This window comes from Enterococcus sp. AZ109, from assembly GCF_051714625.1.
GTDB lineage: Bacteria > Bacillota > Bacilli > Lactobacillales > Enterococcaceae > Enterococcus_A.
This window is the reverse complement of the sequence record NZ_JBIOSF010000001.1, coordinates 1,405,876-1,421,906: the sequence shown is the minus strand read 5'-3', so window position 1 is coordinate 1,421,906 and position 16,031 is coordinate 1,405,876. Positions and strand designations below refer to the sequence as shown.

General features: G+C 41.4%; 13 protein-coding genes. 5 read left to right on the top strand and 8 right to left on the bottom strand.

Annotated features, from left to right (window positions below; translation table 11 throughout):
* The first annotated feature begins 36 nt into the window (after positions 1–36).
* Complete coding sequence (locus tag IGI42_RS06735) at positions 37–1,158, top strand: aminotransferase (RefSeq protein WP_438715062.1); 1,122 nt, start codon at positions 37–39, stop codon at positions 1,156–1,158.
* A gap of 38 nt (positions 1,159–1,196) precedes the next feature.
* Here IGI42_RS06735 and IGI42_RS06730 read toward each other — a convergent pair whose 3' ends face one another.
* The 3 genes from IGI42_RS06730 to IGI42_RS06720 form a co-directional block, all read right to left on the bottom strand.
* Positions 1,197–2,219, bottom strand: a complete 1,023-nt coding sequence (locus IGI42_RS06730) for a YdcF family protein (protein ID WP_438715061.1) — start codon at positions 2,217–2,219, stop codon at positions 1,197–1,199.
* A 68-nt stretch (positions 2,220–2,287) separates the two neighbouring features.
* Positions 2,288–3,031, bottom strand: a complete 744-nt coding sequence (locus IGI42_RS06725; RefSeq protein WP_438715060.1) for a TraX family protein — start codon at positions 3,029–3,031, stop codon at positions 2,288–2,290.
* 17 nt (positions 3,032–3,048) lie between these two features.
* Positions 3,049–3,642: a lipoprotein BA_5634 family protein gene (locus tag IGI42_RS06720; RefSeq protein WP_438715059.1), complete on the bottom strand. Its 594-nt coding sequence runs from the start codon at positions 3,640–3,642 to the stop codon at positions 3,049–3,051.
* 501 nt (positions 3,643–4,143) lie between these two features.
* Here IGI42_RS06720 and IGI42_RS06715 point away from each other — a divergent pair.
* Complete coding sequence (locus IGI42_RS06715; RefSeq protein ID WP_438715058.1) at positions 4,144–5,343, top strand: MFS transporter; 1,200 nt, start codon at positions 4,144–4,146, stop codon at positions 5,341–5,343.
* A 36-nt stretch (positions 5,344–5,379) separates the two neighbouring features.
* Here the strand turns inward: IGI42_RS06715 and IGI42_RS06710 are convergent, their stop codons facing one another.
* On the bottom strand, positions 5,380–6,378 hold the full coding sequence (locus tag IGI42_RS06710) for a TIGR00341 family protein (protein ID WP_438715057.1): 999 nt from the start codon (positions 6,376–6,378) through the stop codon (positions 5,380–5,382).
* Positions 6,379–6,521: 143 nt separating this feature from the next.
* On the opposite strand from IGI42_RS06710, the gene IGI42_RS06705 reads away from it, so the two are divergent.
* The 3 genes from IGI42_RS06705 to IGI42_RS06695 all read left to right on the top strand — a co-directional run bounded on the left by IGI42_RS06705 (position 6,522) and on the right by IGI42_RS06695 (position 10,365).
* On the top strand, positions 6,522–7,139 hold the full coding sequence (locus IGI42_RS06705) for an isochorismatase family protein (RefSeq protein ID WP_438715056.1): 618 nt from the start codon (positions 6,522–6,524) through the stop codon (positions 7,137–7,139).
* A gap of 301 nt (positions 7,140–7,440) precedes the next feature.
* Positions 7,441–8,952, top strand: a complete 1,512-nt coding sequence (gene gadC, locus IGI42_RS06700; protein ID WP_438715055.1) for a glutamate:gamma-aminobutyrate antiporter — start codon at positions 7,441–7,443, stop codon at positions 8,950–8,952.
* 12 nt (positions 8,953–8,964) lie between these two features.
* Positions 8,965–10,365 carry a glutamate decarboxylase gene (locus tag IGI42_RS06695; RefSeq protein WP_438715054.1) on the top strand — a complete coding sequence of 467 codons (1,401 nt, stop codon included), beginning with the start codon at positions 8,965–8,967 and terminating at the stop codon, positions 10,363–10,365.
* A gap of 78 nt (positions 10,366–10,443) precedes the next feature.
* On the opposite strand, the gene IGI42_RS06690 is transcribed toward IGI42_RS06695, so the two are convergent.
* The 4 genes from IGI42_RS06690 to IGI42_RS06675 form a co-directional block, all read right to left on the bottom strand.
* Positions 10,444–11,361 (bottom strand): hypothetical protein, encoded by a 918-nt coding sequence (locus tag IGI42_RS06690; protein WP_438715053.1) that lies wholly within the window; start codon positions 11,359–11,361, stop codon positions 10,444–10,446.
* A 367-nt stretch (positions 11,362–11,728) separates the two neighbouring features.
* Entirely contained in the window at positions 11,729–13,207 is a 1,479-nt protein-coding gene (locus IGI42_RS06685) for a helix-turn-helix domain-containing protein (protein ID WP_438715052.1), read from the bottom strand.
* Positions 13,208–13,694: 487 nt separating this feature from the next.
* The gene (locus IGI42_RS06680) at positions 13,695–14,879 is read right to left on the bottom strand and encodes an IS110 family transposase (protein WP_438714819.1); all 1,185 of its coding nucleotides are present in this window, start codon (positions 14,877–14,879) and stop codon (positions 13,695–13,697) included.
* 277 nt (positions 14,880–15,156) lie between these two features.
* Positions 15,157–15,591, bottom strand: coding sequence for a GNAT family N-acetyltransferase (locus IGI42_RS06675; protein WP_438715051.1), 435 nt, complete (start codon positions 15,589–15,591; stop codon positions 15,157–15,159).
* Positions 15,592–16,031 lie beyond the last annotated feature (440 nt).

Below are 16,031 nucleotides of genomic sequence, written 5' to 3'. Positions count from 1 at the left end.
CCGCGATGAAGGTCGTTGCTTGAAAGGAAGAAAGAGATGAAAATTGAACCATTTAAAGTCGAGCTGTGGATGAACGAACACGAGGAAAAGGCCGTTTATAATACCGGCGAAACCTGTGTCGATTCCATCAGCATGGAAGAGCTGTTTGAACTGGCGGAGATCAATAAAGAGGAAAAGCTGACGGAATTGATGCAAAAGCGTTTAACCTACGGACACATTTTCGGCAATCCGGTGTTTAAACAAGGGATCGCTTCCTTATATAAAGAAATCGATCCAGAACAAGTGCTAACCACTCATGGGGCAATTGGGGCGAATCACTTAGTTTTGTATTCTATGATCGAGCCAGAGGACGAAGTGGTGGCAGTGTTGCCCACTTATCAGCAGCTGTACTCGATTCCCGAATCCTTTAGAGCAACGGTGAAACGACATACCTTGAGTCCAGAAAACAACTTTTTACCAGATTTGGCGGAGGTTCGCCAGCTGGTTTCCGAGAAAACCAAAATGATCATCATCAACAATCCTAACAATCCGGCTGGTTCATTGATGGATGAAGGGATGCTGAAGGAAATCGTGGCGATCGCTGAATCGGTAGGGGCTTATGTCTTATCCGATGAAACTTATCGCGGCTTGACCCAAGCAGAAGAGGACAGCCCGTCAATCGCCGACTTGTATGATAAAGGGATAAGCGTCAGCAGTATGTCCAAGGTCTTTTCGTTGGCTGGTCTGCGTCTAGGCTGGATCGCGACTAGAAATCCGGAAGTCATCGAGGAATGCAGCTTGCATCGGGACCACAATACTATCAGCTGCGGCATGCTGGATGAAGAATTAGCTGGCATTGCTTTAGCCCATAAAGACAAAATTTTAGACCGCAACAAAAAAATCGTGCGGGACAATCTAAAAATATTAGACGAATGGGTTCAAAAAGAAAAACATATTAGCTATGTGAAGCCGCAAGCCGGCACGGTTACTTTATTGTATTATGATTTTGACCGTTCCAGTCGGGAATTGTGTATCGATTTGATTGATAATCATGGGCTGCTGTTTACCCCTGGTGATTGTTTTGAGTTTGAGCAGTGTATTCGGATTGGCTATGCCTGCAAGACGGAAGAACTGATTGCCGGCTTGAATAAGTTTTCGGAATACTTGGCAACGATATAAGAAAAAGGCGCAATCCTCAAGGTGAGGATTGTGCCTTTTTAGATGGGCAATACACTGTAGATAACAAAACCTAGACAAAGGAGAACGATAAATCCGGTAAACCATTTGAAATGGACCAGCATGGCAATATATTCGCGAATCAACGCCGAGGGCAGGAAGTAAAAGGCGGTGGGTGCACCAACACCATCGGCTTTCAACCCTGCTTTTCTAGCGTAGATCGCTCCCCGCAATACGTGGTAATTATTGGTGGAGAAAAGAACCGATGGTGTACCGGCTTTTTGCCAATGCTGGGCAATGACTTCTTTTGAGAACTTCATGTTTTCCAGCGTGGTGGTGGACCGATCTTCCACTAAGATACGGTCGGCAGGCACACCTTGGGACAGCAAATATTTTCTCATGGCAAAGGCTTCTGACACCGGTTCGTCGGCACCTTGTCCGCCGCTTACGACGATGTAAGCATCTTGATTCTTGTGATAGTATTCCAGTCCTTTATCCAAACGGCTTTTTAATAAGGGAGGCACTTCTTCACTGCGAATGCCGGAGCCTAGGACAATAATATAGTCGACTTGTTTTTTCACCGGCAGCATTTGATACATCCAGGAATAGAACAAGTAACAGGCAAATAAAACCACCAGCAGCAGATCCAGCAATAGCAAAGCCAGCAGTAAATTATGAAACCATAAGGGCAAGGGGCCGTTCCCCATAACAACTAGATATAGGAACAACGGAACAGCAATCAGTACATTCAAGCCTAAAAGAGCGGACAGCTTGGCTGTGAAGCTGCGGCCTTCTTTGGTGTTCATGGTTCGGGTATTGAAAATAAAGCCTAAAACAACCGCTAAGAAAATCAGCGGAACCAAACCATAAACAATACCAAGGGTAGCCATTCCGCCAATTTCTGAGGAATTAGCCAAACGAGTCAGCACCTCTGCTAAACCAAGCAGTACCAGCAGCATCCCACTAAAAGCGAATAGCAGCCCGCCGAACATACTCCGTCTTTCTTTTACCAATACCGCTCCGCCTAAAGCTAAGAGGGCTAAACAAACAAACGTAACAAACATTTTTTCTCCTTTTTCTTTCCGATGAAGCTAAGGATAGCATGAATCGGTAAAATTCTCCCGTATCTTGATTAGTAGGAAGTCCCCAGAATCATTGCTAGTAAAGCAATGGCCCATAAATGCAGGGGATAATAGACGTAAAACAAGTATTTCGCCCAAGGACTGCTGCTGCCTTTTTCGCCATTGTATAAATGAAGGATGGGAATCACGGTGATAAACATCCAGGAAGAATTAAAGCCTAAGTTCAGCCAAAATTCCCGACTAGTTTGTGATTGCAAAATCGGTGACAGGTCAAACAGTACCAATAAAACCAGAGCGAACAGTACATAGAGAAAATCCCGTTTGATCCAATTGTTTTTAGTAAAGTAAGTAATCAGGATAAAGGGCAAGACCACGATGCCGCCTTCAGTCAGCAATGATCCGGCTAACAGCAAGACTAGGAAGACCAAGCCCAGCAGCAGCTTTTTAGGAGTCGTCAATTTTTGCTGAAGCAGTTCAATCAGATAGAGCAGAGTAGCACCCACAGCTAAGGTTAGGAAAATATTGTTGTGAACCTGAACCGGGCCTTGCAGCAGATGATTGATGACAAAGTTTCCTGCCAGCATCACCAATGCCCAGCCATACAAGCGGCCAATGTAGCCTTTTTGATTTCGCGTATAATGGAAGCCTTCTACCAGCATATAGCCGAAGAAGACCGCCACGCAGCGGGTCAATGCATGGAAGAAGGTTGCCCATTCTCCAGAAATAAAGGGGGCGATATGATCGAAGGTCATTAGACCCATCATAGCAATTTTCAGTTGATTTCGGTTAAACATTCTTAGTACCTCATTTTCTATTGGTTGTCAGGATTGTACATCTGTTGGATCTTCAAGTCTTTGTAATCGGTAATCGCTTTTGAGGCATCTTCATCGGATCTGATTGCCGCCACATGAATTGTTGGTGCAGTTTGGAATTTTTGATAATCAGCCGCATCCGTGACTAAAATGTGAGAAACGAACATGGAGGAATCACCCAATACGACATATTCCGTCTGTTTAGGAGTGACAATTGCCCCAGTATCATCGGTGATGGTGATCGCCGAATCCTTGGAAAACAGCAGCGGAAGCTGGTCAGGCAATTGCAGCAGCGGCTCAAACAGGAAGGTATCCTTCTTCGTAGTTACTTTATTCAATGCCTTTAAAGTAGTCAATTTTTCCGCTTCTTCTTTAGATAGAACCAATAGATGATTGTCATCCTGCCATTTTCCTTCCACTTGCACTTTCTTAGCGTCCTTGTCCAGCTTCGCCAGCTTGTTATCTATTTTTTGCTTGTCGTAATCCAATACGATGATTCCGTGAACCGGTTTGTGTCGGAAGGTCTCGTAGGCAAAAAAGCCTCCTCCGATGATTGCTGCTAAAAAACCAATTGTTGCGAGTAACTTCTTCATATATTTTCCTCTTTCTATGGTTGCATTTTTCAATCCTGTTATTAGGCAAAAAAGTTGAGCTGTCGGATTGGCGGCAACTCACAACCCTATTCTAGGGGAGAAGGGATGTGAGCGACATCGAATCAGCTATAAACGAACTTACAATATCGTCATGCTTCAAAATTGTTTGGTTTCTTGAATAATCACCTAACGTTTTTGTTAGATGGATGACTGCTGGAACGATGGTAGCGAAGACTGAGAGGGCGTATTCTTAAGGAACCAGTTAGGGGGGATGAAATGAAAAAAATGAAACCAAAATCAAAACTATATCAAATCGTGACACTTATACTTTCAGAAATTGCTGACCGCTTGATGTTTTAATAGATGCTACATATAAATGAAACAGGACACTTGGCAAAAGCTAAGTGTCTATTTTTACGTCTTTTAACAAAAGGTTCTTGCCACGCTCACGGATGATAGGCATAATAAAGGGATAAAGTGGAAGGATTAGGGATTAGGGGTATGGATAATCAGAAAAACACTAAGTTAAATTTACAATATATTAGTATGCAGATGCCTTATTGGATGGGCTACTCGGTTTTAGGAACATTCACGTCGGTCTTTCTGCTTTCCCGTGATTTCAACAATGGGCAAATTGGCTGGGTGCTGGCGCTGGCAAATCTGGTAGCGTCGTTGCTGCAACCATTCATTGCCTCATTTGCTGATCGGATGAAGAAGCTGACCTTGTCCCATTTGGCGGCGATCATGGCGGCGTGTATTATTGGGTTCTCCTTCATACTAATCGTGCTGCCGCGGCAATTTTTACCAGTAGCACTGATTTATATTTTGCTGTATACTAGTTTGATTTTGCTGCAGCCGATTACGATTGCCATTGGCACGTTTTTTATCAGTCGCGGCTATGCGTTGAACTTCGGGGTGGCACGAGGGTTGGGTTCCTTGGCATTTGCCGGAGCTTCAGCGGTGACCGGTTTTTTGATTGAACGCTTTTCTGCCAATGTGATTTTGTATTTGATGATGGGAATTTTTCTTTTGTTTATCGGAGCGACGGTCTGGATTGATACCCGCAAAAAAGACGGGAAATATTCGGCTTCGATTATCGATACTGGGGAAATGGAGCTGGAATTGCCGGACCCCAGTAGCTTACCGGTTTTTATGAGGAAGTATAAACGCTTCATGGTATTGCTGATAGGAGTGTCGATGTTGTTTGTCTTTCATAATATCGGCAACAGCTATATGTATCAAATCATGGCGCCTTTAGGTGGTAGCGAAGGCAGTGTGGGCTCGTCACTTTCGGTTGCGGCATTAAGCGAACTGCCGACGATGTTTTTGTTTTCCTGGCTACTGACACGCTTTCGCTGCAAATCCTTGATGCGAACCGCCGCTTTCTTTTTCACGGTCAAGGCGGTACTGATTTTATTTGCCAATAACATAGCTATGATAAATGTCGCCCAAAGCCTGCAAATGGTTGGGTTTGCCCTGCACACGACGGCTTCGGTTTATTACACCAATAAAATTATTCCCCAAGAGGATTTGGTCAAAGGCCAGACCTTGATGGCGACAGCTAACACTATCGGTGGGATTGCCGGATCATTTCTAGGCGGACAACTGCTGAACTTCTTTTCAGTACAAGCCATGCTAGTGGTGGGAACATTCATTTCAGCCACGGGAACGCTCATCGTTTTTATGGCTGCGGAAGACTAAAGAGACGCAACGATCTAAAAAATCGTTGCGCCTTTTTTAGTCTAGTCCTAAGAATTGCGAGGTACCTTCATTTTGTTTGTTCATAATCTCAGCTAAGACCGATGCATCAAAGGAACCATCTTCTCGGCTGGAATAGGTGTTAATTCTTAGCGTATAGTCTTCCAGCTGATAGTCAGTCAAACGATCCTGCAAAGTCGCAACCTCCGAGTCAGTCAGCTCCGTCCCCACTAAATCTAAGTGCAGCTCTTTAGGTGCGGTGTTTATCTCCTGTGCCAAAACAAAATGGTCGGCTAACTCGGTTTCGCTAAATTTCTTGGCACGATACTCATTAAAGGTAGTATCCACTGTAGAGTAAACAAAAAAGCCGCCAATCACTAAAAAGGGCAAAACAAATAATGCAAATTTCCCTAAGTTTCGTTTTTCAAACGCACCGTAGTTTAACAGCCAGACGACGATGAACACGGCTAAACAAATCAAGAAAACGTTGATTAAAAACAACTTGACTGAATCCCATGCCATGGAGAAATTCCCATTGGAGAGACTGTACCCTGTAACACATAAGGGAAGGATCAAGGAAGTTCCAATCGATACACCGACAACCACATTATTGTCTTTCGCACGTGTTTTCGACAACGCCAAGGCGGTTCCACCAAGAAGTGCAACTAAAATATCCCAAATGGTTGCGGAAGTTCGTGAAGTGATCTCTGGGGTGGGCTCTTTAATTGGAGTCAGAAAAAAGAACAAAAAGGAAATCCCTAAAATAATGGCAAACTGTAGCAGGAAAATAAGCGTGCCACGTTTTGCCATAGCTAAACGAGAAAAGCCCAGACCAAAGCCGATGCCGCCAATGCCTGACATCAAAGGTGAGATGAGCATTGCCCCGATAATCGTAGTTGTGGAATTATAATTCAAACCGACGGAAGCCATCAAGGTGGCACAGACTAAAATAGCATAAACTAATACAGTTTGATTCATGTCGTTATCAATATTATCGATTAGCTGTTCTTTGGATATGAAATCAGGTTTTAGATTCATGAGAAAAACTCCTTTGCTTCTGATACTTCTATTTTCTAATCAATTCGCTTTTTTGACAAAGAAAAGGCTTTCTTTCTACAGCAGATTATTCGCCTAATTTTACGAATGCGAGTACACTGGATTTATCAGAAAGGGTGGATAACATGACAAGCTATGAAAAACGTACCGAGGACCATCTGCTTTCGCCAGAGAATACTGTGCTGACAGTAATTGACTACCAGCCAACCCAAATTAACTCCATTAATTCGATGAATCGTTCGGAACTGATTCGCAATACCGAAATCGTGATCGAACTAGCCAAGCTATATAATATTCCGATTGTCTTATCAACCGTAAACGTTGAAAAAGGTTGGAACACCGATACGATTCCTGTATTAAAAAAAGCTGCAGGAGAAGGAATAAAATCCTATGATCGCAGCTCGATTAATGCGTGGGAGGACAAAGAATACAACGAAGCGATTAAAGCAACGGGGCGCAAAAAAATCTTGATTGTGGCATTATGGACCGAAGCCTGTTTAACGTTTCCAACACTTGATGCTTTAAAAGAAGGCTATGAAGTTTATCCGATTGTCGATGCCGTAGGAGGTACGTCATTAATTGCCCATGAGACAGCATTGCGCCGGGTAGAGCAAGCAGGTGCGCAATTAACTTCGATTGCTCAATTGGCTTGTGAGCTGCAGCGAGATTGGAATCGGGAAGCAACCGTGGATGGCTTTGATGAGCTGTTAACCAAATTTGGTGCTTTTTCTAATTTAAGATAAGCGGTGGAGCCGTATCCTGACAAAAGGATGCGGCTTTTTTTCGTTCTTTGGGAGATATTGATGGTAATAGTAGTTAAACGACAGTCAAAAGTTGGAGGAAGTTCTCCCGTATTTTTTTGTCTCTTTTTTTATTTTCTCGAAACCGAAAATAAAAAAGTCTGGAAAACAGCGGTTATTTTGCCTGCTATACTTCGTCTTGTAAGATATGAAAAGAGGTGTACAAGCAATGCAGAATGAGTTTACGAATCCTTTCTCGTGACCTAGGAGGTGGTAAGAAAATAAAAGAAAAGGAAGTAGTATGATGGATAAAAAACAGTTATCTTTATTTGGTTTTTTTGCCTTAACAGCTTCAATGGTTTTGACTGTTTATGAGTATCCAACCTTTGCGACTTCACAATTACACTTAGTTTTCTTTCTGTTACTGGGTGGTATCTTGTGGTTTTTGCCAGTGGCTTTATGTGCAGCGGAAATGGCAACGGTAGAAGGTTGGAAGGATGGCGGGATTTTTAGCTGGGTCAGTCAGACCTTAGGTGAGCGTTTTGGCTTTGCGGCCATTTTTTTCCAATGGTTTCAAATCACCGTTGGATTTATTACAATGATTTACTTTATTTTAGGGGCATTGTCGTATGTGCTTAACTTCCCCGCACTAAACACGGACCCCTTTATCAAATATATTGGTGTGCTGGTCATTTTCTGGGGACTGACATTTTCTCAGTTAGGAGGGACCAAGCGTACCGCTAAAATTGCGAAGGCTGGCTTTGTGATTGGGATTGTGATCCCATCGATTGTCTTGTTTGGTTTGGCAGCGGCATACTTTATCGGCGGTAATCCGATTCAAATGGCGATTAATGCGCAGGCCTTTATTCCGGATTTCTCACAATTGTCCACATTGGTTGTCTTTGTTTCCTTTATTTTGGCTTACATGGGGGTTGAAGCATCCGCCTCCCACATCAATGAGCTGGAAAATCCGCAAAAAAATTATCCATTAGCGATGTTTTTGTTGGTTATCTTGGCGATTGCCTTAGATGCAATTGGGGGATTTTCCGTTGCGGCAGTAATTCCACAAAAGGAACTATCGCTAAGTGCGGGTGTGATCCAAACCTTTGAATCCTTGATTTTACACTTTAACAGTCATTTACGTTGGTTAGTCAAAGTCATTGCTTTAATGATAGCCTTTGGTGTGATGGGGGAAGTTAGTTCATGGGTAGTGGGTCCTTCAAGAGGGATGTTTACGGCAGCGCAACGAGGACTGCTTCCAGCCTTCTTCCGCAAGACCAATAAACACGGAGTCCCTGTTCCGCTTATTATGATACAAGGGATCATCGTAACTATTTGGGGAGCTGTATTGACCTTTGGTGGTGGCGGCAACAATTTGTCCTTCTTAGTGGCAATTTCTCTGACGGTGGTCATTTACTTGGTAGGCTATTTATTGTTTTTCATCGGTTACTTTGTGCTAGTTTATAAAAAGAAAGAGCTGAAACGAACCTACAACGTACCGGGAAAAACTATCGGTAAAACAATTATTGGCGGCCTTGGTTTTATCTTATCAGTGTTTGCTCTGCTGATTTCATTTGTTCCACCGGCATCTATTGCGGCCAACGAACATCGTACCTATCAAATTATTTTACTGATCAGCTTTATCGTAACGGTTCTTTTGCCTTTTATCATTTACGAATTGCACGATAAAAAAGCCCACAAAGGCATCGAGGAGCCAACTCATATGAAGGCAATGGATGTGAACCCAGCAGTTTATCCGGCTGCCCGAGGGGAACATCATATTATTCAAAAAGATGAACATACATTGAAACATTAGGAGGAATTTATTATGTTATACGGAAAAGAAGACCAAGAAGAAGCAAGCTATTTAGAACCTATTTTTGGTTCAGCCAGTGAAGATGTTGACTTGCCTAAATATAAGTTAAACAAAGAATCAATTGAACCACGAATTGCCTATCAATTGGTGCAAGACGAAATGTTGGATGAAGGAAATGCCCGACTAAACTTGGCTACTTTCTGTCAAACTTATATGGAACCAGAAGCAGTTAAATTAATGAGTCAAACCTTAGAAAAAAATGCGATTGATAAATCAGAATACCCTCGTACAACTGAAATCGAAAACCGTTGCGTGAATATGATTGCTGATTTGTGGCATGCTTCAAATGAAGAGAAATTCATGGGAACTTCAACCATTGGTTCTTCGGAAGCCTGCATGCTAGGCGGCATGGCGATGAAGTTTGCTTGGCGCAAACGGGCAGAAAAACTAGGTTTAAATGTCCAAGCCAAAAAACCTAATCTAGTGATCTCCTCTGGTTACCAAGTTTGTTGGGAAAAATTCTGTGTATACTGGGATGTTGAAATGCGGGAAGTACCTATGGACAAAGACCACATGTCAATTAACTTGGATACCGTGATGGACTATGTAGATGAATATACCATTGGAATTGTCGGAATTATGGGCATTACTTACACTGGTCGCTACGATGACATCAAAGGATTAAATGATTTAGTGGAAGCCTACAACAAGACAACCGACTACAAAGTCTACATTCATGTCGATGCAGCTTCCGGTGGTTTCTATGCACCCTTTATTGAACCGGATTTAGTCTGGGATTTCCAATTAAAAAATGTTATCTCCATCAATGCTTCTGGACATAAATACGGCCTTGTTTATCCAGGTGTTGGCTGGGTACTATGGCGTGACCAACAATACTTGCCAGAAGAATTAATCTTTAAAGTCAGCTACTTAGGCGGCGAAATGCCCACAATGGCGATTAACTTCTCCCATAGCGCGGCTCAATTAATCGGTCAATACTACAATTTTGTCCGTTACGGTTTTGATGGTTATCGTGATATTCACCAAAGAACCCATGACGTAGCGGTTTTCTTAGCTAAAGAAATCGAAAAGACCGGTTTATTTGAACTTATCAACGATGGCGCTCAATTGCCACTGGTTTGCTACAAGCTAAAAGAAGATCCTAATCGTGAATGGACACTGTACGATTTGTCTGATCGTCTGTTGATGAAAGGCTGGCAAGTTCCAGCTTATCCATTACCAAAAGATTTGGACCAACTGATTATCCAACGCTTGGTGGTTCGGGCTGACTTCGGTATGAATATGGCTTGTGATTATGTTCAAGACATGCATCAAGCAATTGAAGAATTGAATCAAGCACACCTCGTTTATCACAAAAAACAGGAAGTGAAAACGTACGGCTTTACTCATTAATTAGCCTTGGTTGCGTTGACTTTTGGAGTCGATAAACGCTTTGCAGAGTGTTTGTCGACTTTCTTACTTCTAAAAAGTCTATTTTCGCTTGTTCCTTTTCCGATCCTTTTTCTTGCCCGTCATCGGTAGTTGCTGTTTGCCATTGTTTTTCTTAGGTAACCTGCCAGTCAGTCGTTTCTTGACGTCGTCTAAGGTGAGTCCCGGTTTCTTTTTCATCGGTTTTGATCCGGTATCTGGCGGCGAAGACTTAGCGTTAACGGGCGTATTTTCGTTAGCAGCATCGTCAGTGATAGACACGGTTTCAGGCACAAGATTAGTGGTTTCAGTCACGGCTTCCAGCTGAACAGACTCCTGCCAATTAGCGGCTGGATCTTCGTCATCTAGGGTATTGAAGCGAGGGTTAGTTTCCGTGATCTCCGCTTTGATTACTTGGGCAAAACGGCGCACGCCCTCTTTTTTGAATAAGGATAAAGAGGTCAAAATTTTCAACAGGTCATAGCATTGTTGGGAAGTCAGTGCCGGATCGACATTGCTTAAGGTCCAGCCGTGTCTTTTGCCATTTTCGTCAGTAAAGACGGAGACTAAACTTGCTTTGGTTTCCACTGGGCGACTTGTAGAATACAAAAATGGTTTCAATTTTTCGATATGTGCGCGGGTATTTTGGGTTAAACGCAGAAATTCAGCATTGGTTTTAAACAGACGGGTAGTGACGGTTTGCCATTCTTCGGGTGTGAAATAGTCAGCGAAATAGACACACAAATGGCGTACCGAGCGGAGTTCACGCGGATGACTTGTCAAAAACAACGAGCAAATTAGTTCTTTGGCAAAGAAAGAAAAGTCAGCGGTGCATAGCGCATTTCTTACTAATACAGCTACGGCACACTGGATAATGTAGGGACTGTCTTGCGTTTGATCAAAAAAATACTGAAAGCGGGCCGCAAGGGATTCAACACCCATCGTGTAGATTTGGCGCTGCGAAAGTGGTTTTGTGGTCATAGTCAGGACTCCTTATTATTTTATTGGAGAAGGCCTGTTCATGGATCATCCTTGATCGTACGAGACATGTTAAGGCCCAATACTCTATGTAAACGTTTTACAATTAATTGATTAACGTTATTGTAATTGAAAAATAACTATAAATCAAGTGTATGTTTAATTTAATTGTCATCTAAATCTTTAAAAAACACTCGTTGTTTTATTTAAAAGTCGAATAGCGGAGAAATGAAAGATTGCAGTGTTGGGATTTTGTAGAGGTAATAGCTATTAAAAAAATATCACATAAGTTATTTTAATCAGGTGTTTTTAGCCAATTAGACAAAAAAACAAGCATCCATGCAAAGCATAAATGCTTGTCGTCACAAAGTCAGCTGTTTGTCTTAAGTTCTTCAGCGTGAAGCTTTGTAGGATAAATCTCTTGATTCAATTGTGCAATAATCGGTTGAATGGTCTGAAAAGTAATAGGATAAATCAGGGTATTTTCGCTGCCTAGATCTTCCTGATACAACGAGTTGTCACACAAAATGATACGTTTAGCACAAAAGAACGTGTCGTCGACCACTTCAGTCAGTTTGGTACAAATCATGTTGCTGATACTAAAATGCTCACTTAATAATGCTTCCAGTTGTTGATAATAGTACAAAAATCTAAAATCAGAAGGTGCAACAATGAATACCTCAATGGCTTTTTTCGGTAATTTTTCTTCTAGTAAGCTTAAGCTAATTACCAGCCTGCGAATAAGATTATCGTTCCAACGAAGAGTCAGCTGATTTTCACTGATCCAATCATCTAATACCTGACTGACCTGCTGATGCAGCCTTTTTTGCTTGGTAGTTAGTAAATAGATTTTCTCTGGTTGAAAAATTTGTGTATCTGCCCAAGTGGAACGAATAAAGGGAAGGAAGGCCTTCTCGAATAAAAGCTGATCAGTTTCGCTCAAGGACAAAAGTGCCACAAGTTTCTGGCTAAGTTCGGCAACTAAGGGGTTAGCCAGTACGTGATTTTGGTAGACAACATCGTAATCCTTTTGCAAAAGCTCTAAATTACTGCACAAGTAATTGCGGGAATTAAACAATGAGTAAAGATACAAGCGCTCATCTTCTGTATGACATAAGGAAAAAGGGAGCTGTTGGAGTCCTTTTTCAATCAATTGGTACAGTGGTGTACGCTGCGCTTGCTTTTTCTCTTGCTGAGTAAATGAAATCGGATAAGCGTTTCCTCGTTGCAGACCGATGGCAATACCTAGAAGAATCAGCTGTTTTTCTTCCTCTGGATAGTAGCGGGAAAAAAAGTGACTCTCAACGTAATCCATTAACTGCCGACTGGTTTGTCGAATGGGTTGATTTAGTTGTGTCAGTTCAGTCTGGTTAGTGTACTGAACGACTGACAGTAGTAAATAGCGATAATCCTTTTCAGGAATCATAACAGTGCCATCGGTCTTCAAATAACCGAGTTCGGCAAAGAAACTCTTTAATTCCGTGCGTAAATTATATACTTTGCTTAAAGAGATAAAGGTTGTTTCAGCTATCGTTCCCCAATTACGTTCGCCCGCTAAATACTGACCTAGAATGGATAAAAAATAAGAGCGTTGATAAATTGTTTGGGTAAGGGATAGTCTAGAATAGGTAGAATCAAATACCACGGTATAACGATTTCTAGCTTTGCTTGTGGAAACAATTTGAGGTTCTAGTAGATCAATGATTGTTTCTAAATCGTTTGTAACGGTGCTCGGGCAAACCTCTAGTTGTTCTGCTATCTCGTGAAGTTGAATCGTTTTTTTGTCATATAGCTGTTCACAAAGATAAACTTGTCGGAAAAGATTTCGTTCAAGATAGTTTTCCAGCATACAAATCCTCCTAGTTAATATGGTTCACAAGTTAATTATAAACCCGTTGTGAAAATTCCGAGGGTAATGAACCGTTTTCCTTGTTAGGACTAGTCATATTTTTAGAAAAGGATTTAAAATAATTTGTTTTTCTTCTTAATAAAGCACTAAAAATAATTATTGACCTGTCTAATGCTTTTTAAAATTCCCATTTTTCAGGCAACAAGCTTTAAATAGATAACGAATAGTCCCCTTAAAAGAAACGATAAGTATAATGAGAAAAAGTGGCTGTGACATAAAAACGTCACAGCCACTGAAAACCGAATAATCGGTGCGACTGAAGTAGCTCTTTTACAAAATAAGCCGCATAATCGCAAAAATATGAGAAGCTATTTTCGGATTATGCGGCTTATTTCTCGGAGCTGAACACTTCTTATACGAAAATAAAACCTGCAAAAAAGCAAAAAAAGGCTCTTCTCCTCTGTTTGAGGCGAACGCTCACTTTGGTTTAGACCACTTGTAACTCGTACAATGTCTTCTTATTCAAATAGTTTTCTCCAAGTTCACGATAATGACACTTCTCTTTAATGACTTTATAAATCAGCCGAATCATTAGGTGCACCACGGCAATAATGGCTTTCTTCTTTCCGCTATTTTTCTGTATCCTCAGGAAAAAGGATTTCATTCGATTTCGTTTTCCTTTCGATATTCCCAGCGCCCCCTGGGATAGTACTCTTTTCAAATAGCGGTTTCCTTTCGGAACTTTTCCACCCTTATTTTTTCCTGCACTTTCATGATTTCCTGGACAGACACCCGCCCAAGAAGCAAGGTGCTTGGAAGAAGGAAAAGTCTCCATATCGATGCCACATTCTGCAATGATGACTGCAGCCGTTGTCTGATCAATGCCTGGAATCTCATCTAATCGATCTGCGATCTCCTGAAAAGGGATCATATACGTATGAATAGTCTCTTCGACACGAGCAATTTGTGCTTCGATATGCTCAATTTGGGTTAGATGCAGTTCCAGCATAAATCGAGAATGAGGCGACATAAATCCATCCATTGCTTCTTTCAACTCGGGTACTTTTCCACGTAAGGTCGTCTTTACAACAGCTAAAATATTCTCTGTCGTTAAGGCGGTCTGGTTAATCAGTAAGCGGAGTAGCCCTCGTCCAGATTCTCCATAGATATCTTTCATTACACTCGCTAGTTTAATTCCCGATTTTTGTAGAACCATATGGCCTCGATTTTTTTCTCGATTCAAGTCCGAAATCAATCGTTTCCGATAACGGGTGACATCTCGCAGTTCTTGAATCGCATCGGGTGGAACGAAACTATGGGGTACAACCCCTAACCGAGTAAGACGGGCAAGCCATTCGGCATCCTTCATATCCGTCTTTTTACCAGGAATTGTTTTAACACGTTGTGGATTTGCCAATCGCAACTCAAAATTATTTTGGAGAATCCGCCACACACAGTGCCAATAAACGCCAGTACTTTCCATACTGACATGAGTGACACCAAAAGAATCTAACCAGTCGGAAAGGAACAGCAGTTCTTTGGTCGTCGTTCCAAACGCTTTTAGATGTTTTTTTGGGCGTTTTTTTCCATCAACGGTTTGGAGAACACAAGCAACGATTTCTTTTGAATGAATATCTAAACCAGCACAACAATCTAAAACAACATCATTCATTCCAATGAACCTCCTTGAAAATAATCACAAAAGAGGGTACTCTATTCATAGAAACGTTCTATTTTTATACACGGGTTGAATGCCAATGATTTGTGCAAACATGAATAGAATGGGTTCAGTTTGTCACACAAGGTCTTGGAGAAAAACCTCAGAGAAGTGTCGACCTCTTTCCTCTCTTGTCATTTTTATTATGACAGGAAGTAGGAATGAGGTCGACACTTTTTTTCATTCAGTTTTGTGGCGCTTGCGCCATGGAGGTATGTCACAACCTCATTGCTTAAATGGTTAAACTCATGTCAATATGGGGGATGTTGTCCTCTAAATAAATATCAGATACCACTTTGAAACCAAATGACTCATAAAATTTTCGCAAATAAGCTTGTGCTGAAATCGTGATCGGCTTTTCTGGGAATCGTTGCTGTATTTCTTCCAGTACCCGTTGAACCAGTTGCTGCCCCAACTTTTGCTTACGAGCAGACTGGACGACTAAGACCCGACCAAAGGTTACACAATCTCCCCGATTGATGATTCGAGCGTAAGCTTTTAAACCAGTTTCGTCAGACAGACAAACGTGCAAGGCAGTTTTATCCTCTTCGTCAGCTTCTTGGTAAGGACACTCTTGTTCTACGACAAATACTGCTACTCGTTCAATTAATATAGCCAGCAGCTCTTCGGCGGTTAAATCCTTGGTTTCTTTAATTTGAAAAATCATTTTGAGAAAACTCCTTTTACGCTTTTTAAAAAAGGTACGTAACTATTATAGCAATTAACGAACTATTTGCCATTGTTTTTGCTAATTCCTTCGCTAATCCATGTTTTTTTGATATTTTTTTCTGGCTGTTTGACTAGTTTTAAAATACTTTTGTATCAAGGTTTAAACGTGATTTCATTCACATAAATCAGTGCAATTTCTGAGTTGTCTTAAATTTTTTTAATTAAAACGCTTGACAATTAGAATAAACACATCTAGAATTAACCCAATCTTAAAAAACAGTTTGGAGCGATTGATATGATTAAAAATATTAATACACAACTGAATACTTATTACTTTAGCTATTTTAGATAGGTTTGTGTTCATGCACTCATGGATGCAAACGGACAACCAGTTTGTATCTATGATGGCTAAAGAAGTTTGAGATGACTTTCGCCACG